Raw genomic sequence first — 18741 nt, 5'->3', positions numbered from 1 at the left:
CGGTCAGGGCGCCAGGTCGGCCGCGTTGTACTTGCAGGAGGCGTTCCACAGCAGGAACGAGTCCATCCCGTTGGCACGTGCGCCGTCCAGCTGCGCCCGGATCTGGTCCCGTCCGTAGTGGACGGACATGCTGAACGCCTGGATCCACGGGATGATCACGGTCTGCGTCCCGGCGGCCTTTTCGGCGAACGCCGCCAGTGAGCGCTGGGTGATCTCCAGCGGCTGCGACTCCGGGTCGGAGACCCCGTACTCGCCGGGACCCCAGTGCGACGGGTAGATCATCGGCGCGATGTAGTCGACCTTGCGCGCCATGGCGGTGATGTCCTGCCCGATCTGCGTCGGCCGGTTCACCGCGATCCCGAACACCGACGCGCCCAGGTACGCGCCCTCGGCCCGGACCGCGTTGCGGCTCTCCGTGAGGAAGTCCACGATCCCCTCCTCCGGCGTGCCTTCCAGGCCGGGGAACCGCAGCTGCTCGATCGGGCCTTCCGGCCGCCGCACGTAGTCGTAGAGGATGTCGTCGAACCCGGCCCGCGCGGCTTCCGTCGCGAGCGCGATGTTGTACTCCCGCACCTCGCGGTTGGCGAAGTTGGTGAACGCGTACTCGCCGTACCCGCTGGCCCACGGCTGCCCGTCGGCGCTCTGCACGACCCGGTCGCGCTTGCCGGACTCCCACGACGCCCTGGCCAGGATCGGGTCGCGGAACGCGACCAGCCTGCCGACGACGCGGATGCCCTCCTTGTGCAGCTGTTCGACGACCCCGCGCAGGTCGTAGTAGTTCTTCGCGGCGCCGATCTCCTTCGCCAGCGGGACCTGCGAGTTGTACCCGACCTCGCCGCTCTCGTCCTTGATGTCCAGCTGGACCGTGTCGATGAGCCCGTCCCGCGCCATCTGCAGCACCGGTTCCCGCAGCGCCGGGGCGGTCCACGCCACCGCGGTCATGTGCACCCCGCGCATCCCGGGGTGCCGCGCCCGCACCGGGACGCGCCCGGCCGCCCGGTTGCCCGCCGCGTCCTGCGCGCCGATCTCGATCTTCGCCGGGGGAGTCGGGATGGTCGCGGTGAAGTTGCCGAACTCGTTGACCTTCACCTCTTCGCCCTGGACCGTGACCTTTTCCGCGCCCTTCGCCGTGCCGCGCAGCGTCACCGGCTTGCGCGGGTCGCTGATCTCGATGGGCTGGAAGGTCAGCTCCGGGGCGGTGTTGTCGACGGTGAACGTGCGGGTCACCACAGCGTCCGGCAGCCCGGGGACCTCGTTCGGCAGCCGGGCGGCCAGCGTGTGCTCGCCGTCGCCGATCTTCAGCGGCGGCAGGACCAGCCGGCCGCCGTCACGTTTCGTGGTCAGCGGCTGGTCGTCGAGGGTGACCGCGACCCGGTCGAGGTCGCTGTCGCGTGCCGCCAGCACCCGGATGTCACGCAGCGACTCCGCGTTGGTGGTGACGTCGTCACCGAGGCCCTGGATGGCCAGCCCGAACGGGAGCGATTGCACCACCGCCGGGGTGACGGCGATGGCCATCGTGGCGATGATGGCCACGAGGACCAGAATCGAGTTCTGGGACCGCGTCTGGTGCCTGCCCATGTAACCCTCCCGCGCCGGTTGTGCCGAGCAGCGGGCACATTCCCCGGATCAACCGGGTCATTCGGGAATCCATCCCTTCAGGTTACACCCCGTTGCCTTCGTGCTACGCAGGGCGCACGTTGGAAGGCGTGACACCCAAGCTGGCTTCCCTCGTAGCGGTCCTGTTCCTGCTCACGGCGTGCACCACGGTCGTCGAAGGCCGGCCGCACGAGCAGCGCGACGACGGCCAGGAGTGGGCCGCGTTCGCGCCGCTGCGGTCCTCCGCCCCGGCGGTCCCGGCCGAACCGGCGTCGGTGCGCGCGAACGAGCTGGGGCGGGTGCCGGTGCTCATGTACCACCGGATCGTGCCGGAGACCGAATCGGTCTACGACCGCACGCCGGAGGACTTCCGGGCGGAGCTGGAACGGCTGGACCGCGAGGGCTACGTGCCCGTGTCGGCGGCCGACTTCACCGCGGGCCGCATCGACATCCCGGCTGGCAAGCACCCGGTGGTGCTGACCTTCGACGACGGCGACCCCAGCCAGTTCGCCCTCGGCCCGGACGGCAACCCGGTGCCCGGCACGGCGGTGGCGATCATGCTCGACTTCGCCCGCAGCCACCCGCAGTTCCGGCCGGTGGCCACGTTCTACGTCAACGCCGAGGCGTTCGGCGACCCCGGCGGCGCCCGGACGATCCCGTGGTTGCTGGCCAACGGTTTCGACGTCGGCAACCACACCAAGACGCACGCGAACCTGCGCGAGGCCGACGAGGAGACCGCGCAGGCCGAGATCGGCGAGCTGGACGCGCTGATCCGGCGCGCGGCACCGCAGGCCAACCCGACGACGATCGCGCTGCCGTTCGGCATCCACCCGCGGCCGAAGGAACTCGCCTTGCAGGGCAACGGTTACCGCTACCAGGGCGCGTTCCTGGTCGGCTCGAACCCGTCCGCGTCCCCGTTCACCGCCGACTTCGACCCGCTGAACATCCCGCGCATCCGCTCACAGGGCGCGACGGGCGAGGAGGCCGAATACGGTTCGGCGGTGTGGCTGGACAAGCTCGCGCAGAACGCGGAAAGCAGGTACACCTCGGACGGCGACCCGGCGCGGATCTCCTACCCGAAGTCCGACACCGACGAGGTGGCCGCCAAGTTCCGGGACAAGGTGAACCCGTACTAGAGCGTGTCCTGTAGGGGTTGCGACCTGCGATAGTTGATCATGACCGGGTGGGTCGTGGTGAACTGACCGCCAAGGCCTGGGCCCGGATCGAACCCCTGCTACCGCCGGTCGCGGGCCGGGGCCGGTACTGGCGCGCGATCACCGACAGGTGATCAACGCGATCCTATGGAAGCTGTGGACCGGGGCGCCGTGGCGGAACCTGCCCGAACGCTACGGGCCCTGGAAGACCGCCCACGAGAGGCTGCGAACCTGGACCGCGGACGGCACCTGGGAACGCATCCTCGACCACGTGGTCGTCAAAGACGACTCGGCCGGAAACGTGGAGTGGATGATCAGCGTGGACTCCAGCAACGTGCGGGCCCACCAGCACTCGGCTGGGGCCCGCAAAAAGGGGGATGCGCCACCGGATGGATCGAAGCCCTCGCCGTCGACGGGGAAGCCCTCGGCCGCTCCCGAGGCGGACTGGCCGGCAAGATCCACCTCGCCGTGGACGGGCGCGGTCTGCCCGTGTCGATCATCCTCACCGCCGGGCAGGCCGGGGACAGCCCGCACCTGCTGCCGCTGCTGGACCAGATCAACGTCGGCCGGGACGGACCGGGCCGGCCCCGCACCCACCCGGACCGAGTGATCGCCGACAACACCAGGTCCAGCATCGCCGCGCCGAGGGCGCGGCCGGTGGCCGCCCACCCGCGTTCGACTAGGCCATCTAGCCAACCGGAACGTCGTCGAGCGCTGCTTCAACCGGCTCGTGTTGTGGCTGCGTACAGACCTACAGAACCCGTACTACAGCGTGTCCGTCCACACCGGACGGACAAAGCCGGGCCGCTAGCGTCGCGCGAGGGCGGCGTTCGCCATCACGTGCTGCATCAGGATCACGAGCACCTGCTTGGTCGACTCGCGGTCCCGCGCGTCGCACAGCAGGATCGGCACCGTGTCGTCCAGTTCGAGCGCCGCGCGCACCTCCTCGGTGCCGTAGCGGTAGGCGTTGTCGAAGCAGTTGACGCCGACCACGAACGGCAGCCCGCGCCGCTCGAAGAAGTCCACGGCCGGGAAGCAACTTTCCAACCTGCGTGTGTCGGCGAGCACCACCGCGCCCAGCGCGCCCTGCGCGAGCTCGTCCCACATGAACCAGAACCGGTCCTGCCCCGGCGTGCCGAACAGGTACAGGATCAGCTCGGGGTTGATCGTGATGCGGCCGAAGTCCAGCGCCACGGTCGTGGTGGTCTTGCTCTCCACCCCGGTGAGGTCGTCGACCCCGGCCGAGGCCTGGGTGATCGATTCCTCCGTCCGCAACGGGGAGATCTCGCTCACCGAGCCGACCATGGTGGTCTTCCCGACCCCGAAGCCGCCTGCGATCAGCAGCTTCACCACGGTGGCGGAGACGTTCCGCCGGGGCTCAGAGCCTGCGAATGCCATCGAGAACCGCCTGAAGTACGTGTTGTTCCGGGGTGTCGGAGATGGGCTGGGACGTCCGGTAGATGACGTGGCCGCGCTCAATGAGGTCGGCGAGCAGCACCTTCACGATCGGCACCGGCAGGTCCAGGTGCGCCGCGACCTCGGCGACCGACAGCGGCCGCTGGCACAGGCGCACGATCCGGGCGTACTCCGGTGCCATGGTGGCCGCTTCGGCCAGTCCGGGCAGGGCGACCACGAGTGAGAGCAGCTGCAGGTCGATGTCCCCGGCGTGGGTGCGGCCGCCGGTGATCGTGTACGGCCGGGCGATCGGGCCCGCGGCGTCATCGAACCAGGTGTCGTCGTCCCGCCTGATCATCATGGCGTGCTTTGCTGCTCAACTCGTGGCGCCGCGCTCAGCGCCGCGCCGACCCGCTTGACCATCATGTTCATCGCGTAGGCGACGAGGCCCATGTCGACGTCGGCCGCGGTCAGCAGCGCGAGGCAGGCGCCGTGCCCGGCCGTGGTGACGAACAGGAACGCGTGGTCCATCTCCACGACGGTCTGGCGCACCGCGCCGCCGCCGAAGTGGCGCCCGGTGCCCTTGGCGAGGCTCTGGAACGCCGACGCCACCGCCGACAGGTGCTCGCCGTCCTCTTCGGACAGGTTGGTCGACCGGCCGATGAGCAGACCGTCGGCCGACAGCACAACCGCCCGGTCCGCTCCGACGACCTGCTGCAGGAGGTCGTCGAGGAGCCAGTCCAGCTCGTTGATTCCCGCGTTCGTCACGTGTGCTCTCCCAGAATGTCGGTGGTGCTCGGATCCTGTTCACGAGCGCGGCGGGTGCCCTGCTGGAACGCCGAAAGCCGGCTGCGGGCCTGCTCCGGGCTGTCCGAGGGCACGGTGCTGTGGTCGGTGGCGGCGCTGAAGGTGGTGGTCTCCTCGTCCTTCCTCAACTGCGGGGCCAGGTTCTGCTGCCGTCGCCGCCGCGGCAGCGGCGGGCGGTCCGGCGAGATCGGCCCCGCGTGCTGCGGTGGCCGGGATTGCGGTGGCCGCGTGTCGATCGGCACGCGGGTGTCCAGCGGCGGCCGCGAGTCCAGCGGCGCCCGCAACGGCACCTGCGGCCGCTGCGGCGGCGCCTGGTGCTGCTGCAGGGCGGAGTGCTGCGACGGCGCGGGCTGCTGCGGCGGGGCGGGCGGCGGTTCCGGCGGGGCGGCCGGAACGTTGGCGCGGAACAGGTCCACCCGCGCCGGCGGCTCCTCGCGGTGCCCGTTGGTGCCGGCCGGCTCGGGCGCGGTGTCGGCCTCCTCCGGCCAGCGGTGCGACGGCACGCTCTGCGCCGGGACCAGCGCCTCCTCGGGCTGCTGCCCGTCCTCCGGCTGCGGCACCGGAGCCAGCAGCTCGGACCGCACGAGCACGATCGCCCGCGTGCCACCGTAGGCCGATTCGCGCAGGGTCACCGAAATCCCGTGCCGGGACGCCAGCCGCGCGACCACGAACAAGCCGAGGCGCGGTTCGGCGGACAGCGCCATGACGCTGAAGTCCGGCGGTTCCCGCAGCATCGCGTTCAGTTCCTCGGCCTGCTCCGGCTCGATGCCCAGACCCTGGTCCTCGATCTCGATGACCACGCCCTTGCCGACGACGTCGCCGAACACCTCGACCCGCGAGTTCGGCGGCGAGAACGAGGTGGCGTTGTCGAGCAGCTCGGCGAGCAGGTGCACGAGGTCGGCGACGACCGGGCCGGCGACCGCGACGTTCGGCAGCTTGCCGACGGTGACGCGCGCGTAGTCCTCGGTCTCGCCGGTGGCGCCGCGGATCAGGTCGGCCAGCGCGACGGGGTTGCGCCACTGCCGTCCCGGCCGCTCGCCGCCGAGGATGATCAGGTTCTCCGCGTTGCGGCGGGCGCGGGTGGACAGGTGGTCCAGGCGGAACAGCATGTCCAGCTGGTCCGGGTCCTCCTGCTTGCGCTCGGCCTCGTCGAGCGCCTTGAGCTGCCGGTGCACCAGCACCTGGCTGCGGTGCGCGATGTTGAGGAAGACCTTCTTGGTGCCCTCACGGGTCTTGGCCTCGTCGACGGCGGCCGCGATGGCGGTCTGCTGCGCCTTGTTGAACGCGTCGGCGACCTGGCCGATCTCGTCGTCGCCGTGGTCCAGCAGCGCGACCTCGGTGTCGAGGTCGACGGCCTCGCCGGTGCGGACCCGCTCGACCAGCTGCGGCAGCTGCGTCTCGGCGGCCTCCAGGGTCTCCTCGCGGAGCCGGCCGAGGCGCTGGATCAGGCGGTTGGACAGGCGCCAGGCGAAGAAGAACACCGCGAAGGAGACGATCAGCGCGGCGGCGCCGGCGATGATCGACGTGACCAGCGTCCGGTCACCGCTTTCCAGGCCGACGTTCGTGGCGTTGGAGCTCTGCTCGATGTAGAGGCCCATCAGCGCGTTCCCGACCTGGGTCGCGGCGTCGCGCCACTGCGCCTCGGGCACCGGGAGCGAGTCCTGGTTGCCGCGGAGGAAAGCGTTTTCAACGATGCTCAGCGTGTCCCACGCAGGGCTCGCCAGCAGCGCCTCGTACTTGGCGCGCACCGACGGGATCATCTGCGGCGCGGCGACCTCCAGCTCGGCGTGATAGGCGCCGACCTGGCTGATGTAGGTGCGGAACTCCTCCTCGGACAGACCGCGCCCGGCGATGCCGGCGGCCGCCAGCGCGTCACCGCGGGACATCGCGTCGGCCGCGGTGAACAGCGGCATCGCGGTGACGCGGAGGAACGCGGTCTGCGCGTCCGGCGCTCCCTCGGCGACGCCGTTCAGACCGGTGGCGAACTCGTCGATGATGCGGTTGTAGAAGGCGTACGCCTCCAGCGGCGACGCCTGCCTGCTGTCGACGCGCTGGCGCAGCTCCGGCAGCTGGGCGAAGTTCGCGCTGGTCTTGGCGATGCTCTGGCGCACCGAGTCCGGCGCGTCGTCGACCATGTCCTGCAGCACGGTGGCCATCCGCGCGGCCGTGGTGTCCAGCTTCGCGCGGGCCTGGATCAGATCCGCGCCGGGCGCGCCGTTGCTCGCCAGCGTGCGCAGGGTCAGCACGCGCTCCGCGCGCACCGCGCCGAAGAAGAGGGCGCCGGGCTCGGCCGAGTCGTGGACCTTCGTCGCGAATTCGCGGGCGTTCACCGCCTGCACGACCAGGTAGCCCGCGAGCGCCACGCCAGCGAGCAGCAGGGCGACACTGGGCACGATCGCGATCGCGAGCACCCTCGACCGGATCGAAGCACGCCGCCTACGTGTTCCGAATACCTTTTTCAACGCTCTGAAGAGCCTTCCCGCAACTCGATGTGATGGCCTCGGCCCCCGGACCCGAGTTGACGCTGCGCACAGGAACCGCGGTGGGTTCTGCGACCGGGAGAGTGAACCAGCCCGGACAAGTATGAGTCAACTTCACGTTCCGTCCGCGCTCGCCGCCTCTCCGGTGAGGGGTCGGGGGCATTGTCAGCCGCGCGGATATTGTCGTCCCGCTATATGATCTCGTTACGTCCCGACCGACGGGCCGCGCAGATCCTTGGCGAGTCCGGGGAATGCCGAAGCGTTCCGCGGGTTCTATTCCGCTGGATGGTCTCGCCGGCTACTCCGGATGGTCGTAGCGGGCGCTGTCGCGCTTGTTCCTTCTGTGATCTCTCACACCTTTATCGATGAGGTACCGGGGTTCCGAACGCGATTCTAACTGTGGCGCAAGGGGTCCTGGCCACCTCGGCCGTCGCGGGTCCTTTTCGGAGGATGGCGCTGATCAGGTCGTCTCACGGTGGGTGCACGCGCCGATCACGTTTCGTGCGCCGGTAACCGTGACGAATCCGACATCACCCGGATCGCTGCGTGATCGGCCGCTTACGCGACCGGCAATTGGGCCGCGAATTGTTCTATAGGGTTTTCGCATGGTGACGGCGAAGGAGCTGGCCGACGCGGTGCGGGCCGGAACGGTGGACCCGGTGCGGGAGACCGAACGGGTGATCGCGGGCATCGAGGCCGCGGACCGGGTGGTGGGCGCGTTCCGCCGGGTGCGCGCGGACGAGGCGGTGGCGGAGGCCGGGGCGCTGCGCTCGCGCCCGGACCTGGCGGAGCTGCCGCTGGCCGGGGTGCCGGTCGCGGTCAAGGACGTCGCCGGGATCGCGGGCGAGACCGTGACGCGCGGGACCGCCACGGCCCGGCCGGCTGGTTCGGACCATTTGGTGGTGCGGCGGCTGCGGGAGGCCGGCGCGGTGGTCGTCGGGATCACGCGCGTGCCGGAGCTGTGCATCTGGCCGATGACCGACTCGCCCGAGGCCGTGACGCGCAACCCGTGGGCGCCGGAGTACACGGCGGGCGGTTCGTCGGGCGGCAGCGCGGCGGCGGTGGCGGCGGGACTGGTGCCGGTCGCGCACGGCACCGACGGGCTCGGCTCGATCCGGCTGCCCGCGGCGATGTGCGGGCTGGTGGGGATCAAGCCGGGGGCGGAAGTGCTGGCCGAGGAGGGCTGGTTCGGGATGTCCGCGCACGGCAGCCTGGCGACGACGGTGGCGGACGCGGCGTTGCTGTTGTCGGTGCTGGCGGGCCGGCCGGAGTTCGCCGAGGTGCGCGAGCCGGGTCGGCTGCGGATCGCGGTGTCGACCGAGGTGCCGCTGACGCGCGCGCCGGTGCCGCGCCCGCTGACGGCGGCGGTCGAGCGGGTGGCGGACCTGCTGGCGACCTCCGGGCATCGCGTGTCTCGCGCGCGGCCGCGGTACGGGGTGGAGCCGGTGGCCGGGATCCTGGAGCGGTGGTTCGCCGGCCCGGCCGAGCAGGCGTCCGAGGTGGACTTCGACGCGCTGCAGCCGCGGACGCAGCGGCACGTGCGGATCGGCCGCGCCGCGCGGCCGCTGGTGACACCTGGTACGGCCCGCCGCTGGACGGCGCGGGCGGCGGAGTTCTTCGCCGGGCAGGACGTGCTGATCACCCCGACGCTCGCGACGATGCCCCCGAAGGCGGCGGGCTGGCATGGGCGGTCGTGCCTGGCGAACGCGCTGCCGTCGGTGGCCCTGGCGGGCTTCACGGGCCTGTGGAACCTGGCCGGCTACCCGGCGATCTCCGTACCGGCGGGCCGCACGCCGAAGGGCCTGCCGATCGGGGTGCAGCTGGTGACCAGCCCCGGCGGCGAGGCGAGGCTGCTGGCGCTGGCCGCGCAGCTGGAGGAGCTGAACCCCTGGCCCCGGTTGCCCTAGCCGGGTGTTGATCGGGCGGGGCTGGGCGGCGCCCGTCGATCAACTGGAGTGGTGGGCGCGAGCCGATGACGGGACTGGCGGTCCGTGCAGCCGCCGCGCTGCCCGGGCAGCCGAGGTGCGGCGCCGCCTCCGGTGGGCTGGGGTGCGCGGGGCGGCTTCCCACGGGGGCTGGGACCGCCTCCGGCGGCTTTACTTCGTACTGGGCTGGGGTCGCCTACTTCTTAGTGGACTGCGGCCGCTTGGCGAGCGGCTTCGGCGGCTGCTGCCCTTCCGCCATGGCGGCCGGGCCGGCGAGAGCCGCGGGCGGCTTGCCCGTCACCGGGCGGGCACCGCCACCGGGCTTCGCGGCCGGTGCTGCCTTCGGCGGGTTGGGCTTGCCGCCTGCCGGAGCTTCACTGGCCGGGCCGCCCTGGCTGTTGGTGCCCGAGCCGCCCTGACCGCCCGCGGCCGGTCCCGCTGCCGGGCGTCCGGCCGCTGCGCCGCCGGGACCCGGCTTCGCCGCGCTCGCGGCTGCGCCACCAGCGCTCGGTCCACCAGCACTGGACCCACCGGCACTCGCTCCACCGGCACCGGGGCCACTGGCACCCGGCGTCGACGCGCCCGCGGCTGCGCCACCGGCACCCGGCCCACCGGCACTGGATCCACCGGCACTCGCGCCACCGGCACCCGGCCCACCGGCACTGGACCCACCAGCACCGGGCCCACCGGCACTCGCACCACCGGCACTCGCGCCACCGGCACCCGGCCCACCGGCACCCGGCCCACCAGCATTGGACCCGCCAGCACCGGGCCCACCAGCACTCGCGCCACCGGCACCCGGGCCACCGGCACTGGACCCACCAGCACCCGGCCCGCCAACCGGCTTCACCACCGCCGTCTGCACTGCCGCGGAGTTCACCGCCGGCTTCACCGTCGGCGGCTTCACCGCCGGCACCGTCTTCATGCCGTCGGCCGCATCATCCACCGGGCGGCTCATGTCCACCACGGACTCCTCCCGCAGCGGCTCCAGCGTCGACTGGCTGCGGGCCAGCACCTCGTCGGTCTTGCGGAGCCGCCCGGCGACCTCCGTGCTGATCCGCGTCAGGCGCTCCACCAGCTGCCGCGCCTCGCGTTCGCGCTTTTCCGCCCTTGCGGTCGCGTCCTCGACCATCGCGCGGGCCCTCGCGCTGGCCTCGTCGACCAGGCGCTTCGCCTCGGCGGTCGCCTCTGCGATGCGCCGCTCGGCCTGCTGCTTGCTCGCCGTCTGCTGGTCGGCGATGTGCTTCTCCAGCGCGGCCCGCTGCGACGCCATCGACTGCTCGAAGTCGTGCTGCACGGTGCGCCGCTTGCGCTCGGCCTCGATGTCCAGCTGCGTCCGCCGCCGCGTCGCCTCCGACGTCAGGCGCTCGACCTCCGCCTTCGTCGCCTCCAGCGCCCGCTTGTGCTCGGCCTGCAGCGCCTGCCCGTGCGTGTCCAGCTCCGCCAGCAGCTTCTGGTACCGCTCACGCAGCTTCCCGGACAGCTCGGTCGTCGCGCTCCAGTGCTCCTCCGCCGCGACCTGCGCGCGCGACGTGATCTCCTCGGCGCGCATCTCCGCCAGCTCCACGGTGCGCTGCATGCGCTCGTCGAGGTCCTCGACCCGCTCCGGCGGCCGCTTCAGCTCCTCGACCCGGTTGCGCAGCCGCGCGATCTCCCCGCGCGCGCCCTCCAGCTCGCGCGACAGGTTGGACACCTTGGCCATCGCGTTGTCGCGATCAGCCATCACCCGGCGCAGGTTCGCCTCGACGTGATCCAGGTACTGCAGCACCTGGCCGCGGTCGAAGCCGTGCCACACCTGGTTGTACTCACGCCGCAACGGGAGCAGGCTGTCGCGCTCAGAGACCATGCGAAAACCGTACCCGCGCACAGCGTGTTAACACGGTCAGGCCACGCCCGGTGTGTCACTCACCAGTGGAAACCCCTGGTCAGCTTGACGAGGGCGTTCGCCGCGCGGGACAGGTGCCGCTCGCCCTTCCCGATCCGCAGCTCACCGCTGCCGCCCGCGGCCGTCGAGTCGGGGAAGACGCGGTAACCCTCGTACGCGATGGCGTCGACCAGCCCCGGCAGCAGCGTGTACGCCGCTTGGATCAGGTACCCCTCCGGGGTGCCGATGTGCTTGGGCCGGTTCTTCAGCGCGCGCACCACCATGTCCGCGGCCTGGTCCGGCGACTTCGTCGGGAACGCGTCGTAGATCTTCGTCGGCCGGATCATCGGCGTGCGGACCAGTGGCATGTGGATGGTGGTGAACGTGATGCCGTCACCGTGGGTCTCGGTCGCCGCGATCTTGCTGAAGTAGTCCAGCGCCGCCTTCGACGCGACGTACGCGGAGAACCGCGGCGCGATGCCCTGCACGCCGATCGACGACACGTTGACCACATGCCCGAACTTCCGCTCGGCCATGTGCGGCAGCACCGCGAGGATCAGCCGCACCGCGCCGAAGTAGTTGATCGCCATCGCGCGCTCGTAGTCGTGGAAGCGGTCGTAGGACAGCTTGATCGACCGGCGGATCGACCGGCCCGCGTTGTTGACCAGCATGTCGATGCGCCCGTGCTCGGCCAGCATCTGGTCGACGATCTTGCGCACGGCCTCCTCGTCGGTCAGGTCGGCCGGGTAGATCGAGGCGTAGCCGCCCGCCGCGACGATCTCGTCGCGCACCTCCGCCAGCTCCGGCTCCCGCCGCGCGACCAGCAGCGGCACCCCGCCCTCGGCCGCCACCTTCAACGCGGTCGCCCGTCCGATGCCCGACGACGCGCCGGTGATGATGACGCGGCGGCCGTCCAGCTCGCCTCGCGGCCCGTGCTTGCGGGCGCGGAACGGGTCGAGGTGCTCGCGCCAGTACCGCCACAGCGCGGGCGCGTAGTCCTCGATCCGGGGCACGTCAACGCCGCTGGCCGCGAGCTCCTTGCGGGTCGCGGCGGAGGAGAAGACCGACGGGAACGACAGCGTGTCCAGCAGCACGGCCGGGATGCCGAGGCGCTCCAGGAACGCGTCACGGGTGATCGTCACACCCGGCACGTGCTCGCTCAGCCGGGCCAGTTTCAGCAGGCCCCGGGACAGCCGCCGGTCCAGCTCGACGTTGATCGTCGGCGCCCCGGCCGCGCGGGCGAAGGCGTTGTAGACGCAGATCACCGACTGCGGCTCCGGGCTGACCAGGTGGAACGCCCGCCCGTCCAGCCCCGGCTTGACCACCAGCTCCAGCAGCGCCCTGGCCACGTAGTCGACCGGGACGACGTTCGTGTCGCCCAGGTCCGGGCCGGCGAGCGGCAGGTTCGGCAGCGCGGCGAGCCTGCTGATCGCGGGGAAGAGGTAGTACGGGCCGTCGATCTTGTCCATCTCGCCGGTCTGCGAGTGGCCCACCACGACCGCGGGCCGGTACACCCGCCACGGCACCTCGGACTGCTGCCGCACCAGCCGCTCGGCCTCGAACTTCGTCCGGTGGTACGGCGTGGGCAGGCGCTGGCCGGTGTCGAACATGTCCTCGGTGAACACGCCCTCGTGGTCGCCGGCCACGGCCACCGACGACACGTGGTGCAGGCAGCCGGCCTGGATGTCGGCGGCCAGTTCCAGCACGTTGCGGGTGCCCTCGACGTTGGCCTTGACGCTCGTCGCGTCGTCGGCGGTCAGGTCGTACAGCGCGGCCAGGTGGACCAGACCGTCGACCCGGCCCCGCAGCCCGGCGCGCACGTCCTCCGCGACGCCGAGGTCCTCGCGGCCGATGTCGCCGTCGACCAGCGTCACCTTCTCCGGGTGCGGCCAGCCGTTGACCAGGTCCGTCAGCCGCTCCCGCGACTTCTCGCGGACCAGCAGGAACACCTGGTCGACCTCCGCCCTGGCCAGCAGCAGCGGGGTGAAGTGGCGCCCGATCAGCCCGGTCGCCCCGGTCACCAGATACCCGGTCATGTGCCTGCCCTCCGCCGTCGTCGCCCGGCTGCATTGTCCGCCGCCGCGGCCGTCGTGACCACAGTCATAGTGCACGGGGTCCCCGGAACGATCACCGGACGCGAGTAAAGTCGCCTTTACTTGAACGGGAACCGGCAGGGCGCTGCCGACGTTGAACCTGATGCAGGTGCCAGTAGATCCAGGAGGATCAGGTGCGTTCCACAAGCAACCCAGCGTTCCGCAACCTGCCCACCGGCAGCGCGGGATACGGCTCTTACGGGCCGAACGTAGGCTTCAACCAGCCCCAGGGCATGCCCGGTTACGGCATGCCGTCGGGGTACGGCGCGCAGCAGGCGCCGGCGACCGAACGCCCCATGACGGTCGACGACGTCGTCATCAAGACCGGGATGAGCCTCGGCGTCGCCCTGATCACCGGTGTCCTCGCCGCGATCTGGGCGCAGAGCCAGGCTGACGCCAACGCGCTCGGCCCGGTGCTCGGGCTGATGCTCGGCGGCATGATCGTCGGCCTGGTGCTGTCGCTGATCATGATCTTCCGGCAGAAGCCGAGCGGCCCGATGACGCTGCTGTACTCGGCGGCCGAGGGTGTGTTCCTCGGTGCGATCACCGGGCTTTTCGAGATGCTCTACCCCGGCATCGCCCTGCAGGCGATCCTGGGCACCGCGGGTGTGTTCATCGGCATGCTGGTCGTCTACAAGACCGGCGCGGTGAAGGTGACGCCGAAGCTGACCAAGTGGGTGATGGGCGCCCTGGCGGGTGTCGTGATCCTGATGCTGGCCAACCTCGTGCTCGGCCTCTTCGGCGTGAACATGGGTCTGCGGGACGGTGGCGCGCTCGCCATCATCTTCAGCCTCGTGGTCATCGGCGTCGCGGCGTTCTGCCTGCTGCTCGACTTCGACGCGGCCGACCAGATGATCCGGGCGGGCATGCCGGCCAAGTGGGCGTGGTTCGCCGCGTTCGGCCTGATGACCACCCTGGTCTGGCTCTACCTGGAGATCCTGCGCCTGCTGTCGTACCTGCAGAACGACTAGCGAACGCACAGTGGCGGCTAGTTGACAGCGGGGTTTGAAGTGACTTCGCCACCTGGATGACAGCAGCTCGACAGCTTCCCCAACAGAAGGACACTCGGTTACGAACCGGGTGTCCTTTTGTTATGTGCTCACCCTTTCGGTGGCCCGGTGATCGTCTCCTTGACTACGCAGTGTTGGATACGAGGACTCCTGTCCAGTTCACACTTGTGAGGTTCGCGTGAGCGTCCCCCCACCGCCGGCTGCGCCTGGAGGGCAGCCGACGCCCTTCGGCAACCAGCCGCCCGCCGGTAACCAGGGCGCTCCCGGCGCGTTCGGCCAGCCGGGCCAGCCCGGGCAGCCGGGCCAGTCCGGTCAGTTCGGCCAGCCGGGACAGCCGGGTCAGCCCGGCCAGTTCGGGCAGCCCGCGGGCGCCCCGCCCGCCTTCCCGCCGCCGGGACAGCCCGGTCAGCCCGGCGCGTTCGGCCCCCCGCCGGGGCAGCCGTTCGGCCCGCCGCCCGGCCAGCCCGCCAAGAAGAGCAAGCTCACCTGGCTGCGGATCGTCCTGCCGATCGTCGTGGTGGTCGGCGTCGGCATCGTCGCGATCATCAACTTCGTCGGGTCCCCTGCCTCGGCCGCGGTCGGTGACTGCCTGCAGATCACCGAGTTCAAGACCAACGGCGACGAGCCGACGAAGAAGGACTGCGGCGACCAGAACGCGAACGTCAAGATCGCGGTCAAGCTGGACAACGCGTCCGACAGCTGCCCGACCGGCGACTACGACGAGTACAGCGTCAGCGGCCGCGGCGACTACAAGCTCTGCCTGATGATCAACGCGCACGACGGCGACTGCTTCGCCAACGTGACGTCCTCGACCGACGGCTACAAGCGGGTCCCCTGCACCGACCCGACGGCCGAGATCGAGTTCCTCAAGGTCGTCACCGGCCAGGCCGACGAGGCCGCCTGCGAGGGCCTGGAGATCGACGGCGCGGTCACCTACTCCGAGCCCGCCACCACCATGTGCGCGGTCGCGAAGAACGGCGCCAGCGCCTGATCCACGCACAACGAAGAAGGGGCCCGGCACGCAGCCGGGCCCCTTTTCGCGTGCGGGGTCAGCTCAGCCGCTCGATGACCATCGCCATGCCCTGGCCGCCGCCGACGCACATCGTCTCCAGGCCCCACTGCTTGTCGTGGTGCTGCAGCGAGTTGATCAGCGTCGAGGTGATACGGGCGCCGGTCATGCCGAACGGGTGGCCAACGGCGATCGCGCCGCCGTTGACGTTCAGCCGCTCGATGTCGATGCCCAGGTCCTTGTAGGACGGGATGACCTGCGCGGCGAACGCCTCGTTGATCTCCACCAGGTCGATGTCGCCGATGGACATCCCGGCGCGGGCCAGCGCGCGCTGCGACGCCTCGACCGGGCCGTAGCCCATGATCTCCGGCGACAGGCCGGACACGCCGGTCGACACGACCCGCGCCAGCGGCGTGATGCCGAGCTGCTTCGCCTTGGTGTCGGACATGATCACCAGCGCGGCGGCGCCGTCGTTGAGCGGGCAGCAGTTGCCCGCGGTGACCCGGCCGTCGGGGCGGAACACCGGCTTCAGGCCGGACACGCCCTCGATCGTCACACCGGCGCGCGGGCCGTCGTCCTTCGACACGACCGTGCCGTCGGGCAGGGTCACCGGCGTGATGTCCTTGGCCCAGAACCCGTCGGCGATGGCCTTCTCCGCCAAGTTCTGCGACCGCACGCCGAACTCGTCCATCTCCTCGCGGGAGACGTTCTTCAGGCGCGCGAGGTTCTCCGCGGTCTGGCCCATCGCGATGTAGACGTCGGGCAGCTGCCCGTTCTCGCGCGGGTCGACCCAGGTGTCGCTGCCCTCGGCCGCGGTCTTCGCGGTGCGGGCCTCGGCGTCGGCGAACAGCGGGTTGTGCGTGTCGGGCCAGGAGTCCGAGCTGCCCTTCGCGAACCGCGACACCGTCTCCACGCCGGCGGAGATGAACACGTCACCCTCGCCCGCCTTGATCGCGTGCAGGGCCATCCGGGTGGTCTGCAGGCTGGAGGAGCAGTAGCGGGTGATGGTGCACCCGGGCAGGTGGTCGTAACCGAGCTGGACCGCGACGGCGCGGCCCATGTTGAAGCCCGACTCGCCGCCGGGCAGGCCGCAGCCGAGCATGAGGTCGTCGATGTCCTTCGGGTCCAGCTGCGGCACCTTGTCCAGCGCGGCGCGGACCATCTGCGCGGCCAGGTCGTCCGGCCGCATGCTCACCAGCGAGCCCTTCCCGGCGCGGCCGATCGGCGAACGCGCCGCGGAGACGATGACGGCTTCAGGCATGGCTTGACACTCCTTCGGGTCGGACTAAGCGCGTGCTTACCCACATCCTGCACCCTGGGAGCGTGCGGTCAAACCCCTACGCGACCAGTACCACGTCTAGGGCCCGCCCGTCTCCCACCACCGCCCTCAGCGGACGCGCTCCGCGCGACTAGCCTGACTTCTGTGGACTACGTCGAGCACATCGTCGACCTCGTGGGCAACACCCCGCTGGTCAAGCTGAACTCCCTCACCGAGGGCCTGGCGCCGCTCGTGCTGGCGAAGGTGGAGTACTTCAACCCGGGCGGCAGCGTGAAGGACCGCATCGCGCTGCGCATGGTCGAAGCCGCCGAGGCCTCCGGCGAGCTCAAGCCCGGCGGCACCATCGTGGAGCCGACCTCCGGCAACACCGGCGTCGGCCTGGCGATGGTCGCCCAGCGCAAGGGCTACCAGTGCGTCTTCGTCTGCCCGGACAAGGTGAGCGAGGACAAGCGCAACGTGCTGAAGGCCTACGGCGCCCGCGTCGTCGTGTGCCCGACCGCCGTCCCGCCCGAGCACCCGGACTCCTACTACTCCGTCTCCGACCGGCTGGTGCGGGAGATCGAGGGCGCCTGGAAGCCCAACCAGTACGCCAACCAGCAGAACCCGGAGAGCCACTACCACTCGACCGGCCCCGAGATCTGGCAGCAGACCGACGGGAAGATCACCCACTTCGTCGCGGGTGTGGGCACCGGCGGCACGATCTCCGGCACCGGCCGCTACCTGAAGGAAGCCTCCCAGGGCCGCGTCAAGGTCGTCGGCGCCGACCCGGAGGGCTCGGTCTACTCCGGCGGCACCGGGCGCCCCTACCTGGTCGAAGGCGTCGGCGAGGACTTCTGGCCGGACACCTACGACCGCGGCATCGCCGACGAGATCATCGCCATCTCCGACGCCGAGTCCTTCGCCGTCACCCGCCGCCTCGCGCTCGAGGAGGGCCTGCTGGTTGGCGGCTCGTGCGGGATGGCCGTCGCGGCCGCGCTCAAGCTCGCCGAGCGGCTCGGCCCGGACGACGTCATCGTGGTGCTCCTGCCCGACGGTGGCCGCGGCTACCTGGGCAAGGTCTTCAACGACCAGTGGATGGCCGGCTACGGCTTCCTGCCCCCGGACTCCTCGGGCGCCACGGTCGGCGACGTCCTGCGCGCCAAGACCGGATCGCTGCCCGACCTGGTCCACACCCACCCGAACGAGACGGTCGCCGAGGCCGTCGCGATCCTGTCCGAGTTCGACGTCAGCCAGATGCCGGTGGTCAGCGCCGAGCCGCCGGTGATGGCGGCCGAGGTGGTCGGCGCCGTCAACGAGCGGGAGCTGCTGGAGGCCCTGTTCACCGGGAAGGCCCAGCTCGCCGACCGGCTGGACAAGCACATGTCGCCGCCGCTGCCGACCATCGGCGCCAGCGAGGGCGTCGGCGCGGCGATGAAGGCCCTGTCCAACGCGGACGGCGCGCTGGTGCTGGTCGACGGCAAGCCGGCCGGCGTGCTCACCAGGCACGACCTGCTGGGGTACCTCGCCGGACGGTGAACCAGACTTCATCGCGCGGAACCGTCGGGGCGTTACGAGCGTCTATGACCGGTATCCGATAGCGTGTGCCCACCCGGATCAACGTGAATACGCACTGTCAGTCCTCTCGAGGGGGTTCAAGACCCACATGAGCGCTCCGCAGCCGCCCAACCAGCCTTGGGGTGGCGGTCAGCCGCCTCAGGGCCCGCCGAGCGGTCCCCAGCAGCAGCAAGACAACCCGTTCGGCTCGTCGGAGCCGACCCAGGTCGTGCAGCCCGGCCAGTCGCAGCAGCCGTCCGAGGGCGGCTCGTTCGGCGAGACCGCGGAGCCGACCCAGGTGGTCCAGCCGGGTGGGGACCCGAACGCCACGCAGAAGGTCAACCCGGGTGACCAGCCGGGCGCGGAGTCCACGCAGCTGGTGCCCCCGGGCTCCCAGCCGCCGGCCATCCCGTACTCGCCGCCGCCGAGCGCCGCGGACAACCCCAGTGCAGTGAACCCCCAGCATGGCTTCGGGCAGCAGGGCTTCGGGCAGCAGCAGCAGCCCGGTTTCGGGCAGCAGCAGCCGGGCCCGTACGGCCAGCCGCCGCAGGGCTACGGCCCGCCGTCGGGTGGCTTCGGCCAGCCGCAGTGCTTCG

At 71.1% G+C, this 18741-nt stretch carries 13 protein-coding genes and 2 pseudogenes; 7 read left to right on the top strand and 8 right to left on the bottom strand.

Annotated elements, in window-relative coordinates; all coding sequences use genetic code 11:
- Positions 1-3 precede the first annotated feature (3 nt).
- Complete coding sequence (locus ABZ215_RS23330) at positions 4-1578, bottom strand: putative glycoside hydrolase (protein ID WP_354951518.1); 1575 nt, start codon at positions 1576-1578, stop codon at positions 4-6.
- Positions 1579-1706: 128 nt separating this feature from the next.
- Between ABZ215_RS23330 and ABZ215_RS23325 the strand changes: the two genes are divergently transcribed.
- Both ABZ215_RS23325 and ABZ215_RS23320 read left to right on the top strand, forming a co-directional pair.
- On the top strand, positions 1707-2732 hold the full coding sequence (locus ABZ215_RS23325) for a polysaccharide deacetylase family protein (protein WP_237336103.1): 1026 nt from the start codon (positions 1707-1709) through the stop codon (positions 2730-2732).
- A gap of 29 nt (positions 2733-2761) precedes the next feature.
- Positions 2762-3368: pseudogene (locus tag ABZ215_RS23320) on the top strand (IS5 family transposase); the annotation flags it as partial.
- 189 nt (positions 3369-3557) lie between these two features.
- Here the strand turns inward: ABZ215_RS23320 and ABZ215_RS23315 are convergent.
- The 4 genes from ABZ215_RS23315 to ABZ215_RS23300 are packed head-to-tail and all read right to left on the bottom strand — an operon-like array spanning position 3558 to position 7363.
- A complete protein-coding gene (locus tag ABZ215_RS23315) occupies positions 3558-4148 on the bottom strand; it encodes an ATP/GTP-binding protein (RefSeq protein ID WP_026153485.1) in 591 nt (196 codons plus the stop codon).
- Positions 4129-4503: a DUF742 domain-containing protein gene (locus tag ABZ215_RS23310; protein ID WP_017984828.1), complete on the bottom strand. Its 375-nt coding sequence runs from the start codon at positions 4501-4503 to the stop codon at positions 4129-4131. The genes ABZ215_RS23315 and ABZ215_RS23310 overlap by 20 nt, the downstream gene beginning before the upstream one ends.
- On the bottom strand, positions 4503-4913 hold the full coding sequence (locus ABZ215_RS23305) for a roadblock/LC7 domain-containing protein (protein ID WP_020421504.1): 411 nt from the start codon (positions 4911-4913) through the stop codon (positions 4503-4505). Before ABZ215_RS23305 ends, ABZ215_RS23310 begins: the two co-directional genes overlap by 1 nt.
- Positions 4910-7363 carry a nitrate- and nitrite sensing domain-containing protein gene (locus tag ABZ215_RS23300; RefSeq protein ID WP_237336102.1) on the bottom strand — a complete coding sequence of 818 codons (2454 nt, stop codon included), beginning with the start codon at positions 7361-7363 and terminating at the stop codon, positions 4910-4912. Before ABZ215_RS23300 ends, ABZ215_RS23305 begins: the two co-directional genes overlap by 4 nt.
- A gap of 674 nt (positions 7364-8037) precedes the next feature.
- On the opposite strand from ABZ215_RS23300, the gene ABZ215_RS23295 reads away from it, so the two are divergent.
- Positions 8038-9339, top strand: coding sequence for an amidase family protein (locus ABZ215_RS23295; protein WP_354951515.1), 1302 nt, complete (start codon positions 8038-8040; stop codon positions 9337-9339).
- 214 nt (positions 9340-9553) lie between these two features.
- Here the strand turns inward: ABZ215_RS23295 and ABZ215_RS23290 are convergent, their stop codons facing one another.
- Positions 9554-11203 (bottom strand): cell division protein DivIVA, encoded by a 1650-nt coding sequence (locus ABZ215_RS23290; RefSeq protein ID WP_354951513.1) that lies wholly within the window; start codon positions 11201-11203, stop codon positions 9554-9556.
- Between the two features lie 59 nt (positions 11204-11262).
- Complete coding sequence (locus ABZ215_RS23285; protein ID WP_354951511.1) at positions 11263-13257, bottom strand: SDR family oxidoreductase; 1995 nt, start codon at positions 13255-13257, stop codon at positions 11263-11265.
- Between the two features lie 191 nt (positions 13258-13448).
- On the opposite strand from ABZ215_RS23285, the gene ABZ215_RS23280 reads away from it, so the two are divergent.
- Together ABZ215_RS23280 and ABZ215_RS23275 are read left to right on the top strand one after the other, a co-directional pair.
- Positions 13449-14285: a Bax inhibitor-1/YccA family protein gene (locus tag ABZ215_RS23280; protein ID WP_027936367.1), complete on the top strand. Its 837-nt coding sequence runs from the start codon at positions 13449-13451 to the stop codon at positions 14283-14285.
- 217 nt (positions 14286-14502) lie between these two features.
- Positions 14503-15315 carry a hypothetical protein gene (locus ABZ215_RS23275; protein ID WP_020421498.1) on the top strand — a complete coding sequence of 271 codons (813 nt, stop codon included), beginning with the start codon at positions 14503-14505 and terminating at the stop codon, positions 15313-15315.
- A gap of 58 nt (positions 15316-15373) precedes the next feature.
- Here ABZ215_RS23275 and ABZ215_RS23270 read toward each other — a convergent pair whose 3' ends face one another.
- The gene (locus ABZ215_RS23270; protein WP_020421497.1) at positions 15374-16594 is read right to left on the bottom strand and encodes an acetyl-CoA C-acetyltransferase; all 1221 of its coding nucleotides are present in this window, start codon (positions 16592-16594) and stop codon (positions 15374-15376) included.
- A gap of 162 nt (positions 16595-16756) precedes the next feature.
- Between ABZ215_RS23270 and ABZ215_RS23265 the strand changes: the two genes are divergently transcribed.
- Both ABZ215_RS23265 and ABZ215_RS23260 read left to right on the top strand, forming a co-directional pair.
- Complete coding sequence (locus ABZ215_RS23265) at positions 16757-18127, top strand: cystathionine beta-synthase (protein ID WP_020421496.1); 1371 nt, start codon at positions 16757-16759, stop codon at positions 18125-18127.
- A gap of 127 nt (positions 18128-18254) precedes the next feature.
- Positions 18255-18741: pseudogene (locus ABZ215_RS23260) on the top strand (hypothetical protein); the annotation flags it as partial.

The organism is Amycolatopsis sp. NPDC006131, from assembly GCF_040614175.1.
Taxonomy (GTDB): domain Bacteria; phylum Actinomycetota; class Actinomycetes; order Mycobacteriales; family Pseudonocardiaceae; genus Amycolatopsis_E; species Amycolatopsis_E tucumanensis.
Note: the sequence above shows the minus strand (reverse complement) of the source record. Positions and strands in the feature narration are given on the sequence as shown.

Excerpts from the sequence above, each read along its gene's own strand:
- ABZ215_RS23330 (WP_354951518.1), bottom strand. The coding sequence starts at position 1,578 with ATGGGCAGGCACCAGACGCGGTCCCAGAACTCGATTCTGGTCCTCGTG.
- ABZ215_RS23315 (WP_026153485.1), bottom strand. The coding sequence starts at position 4,148 with ATGGCATTCGCAGGCTCTGAGCCCCGGCGGAACGTCTCCGCCACCGTG.
- ABZ215_RS23310 (WP_017984828.1), bottom strand. The coding sequence starts at position 4,503 with ATGATCAGGCGGGACGACGACACCTGGTTCGATGACGCCGCGGGCCCG.
- ABZ215_RS23295 (WP_354951515.1), top strand. The coding sequence starts at position 8,038 with ATGGTGACGGCGAAGGAGCTGGCCGACGCGGTGCGGGCCGGAACGGTG.
- ABZ215_RS23290 (WP_354951513.1), bottom strand. The coding sequence starts at position 11,203 with ATGGTCTCTGAGCGCGACAGCCTGCTCCCGTTGCGGCGTGAGTACAAC.
- ABZ215_RS23285 (WP_354951511.1), bottom strand. The coding sequence starts at position 13,257 with ATGACCGGGTATCTGGTGACCGGGGCGACCGGGCTGATCGGGCGCCAC.
- ABZ215_RS23270 (WP_020421497.1), bottom strand. The coding sequence starts at position 16,594 with ATGCCTGAAGCCGTCATCGTCTCCGCGGCGCGTTCGCCGATCGGCCGC.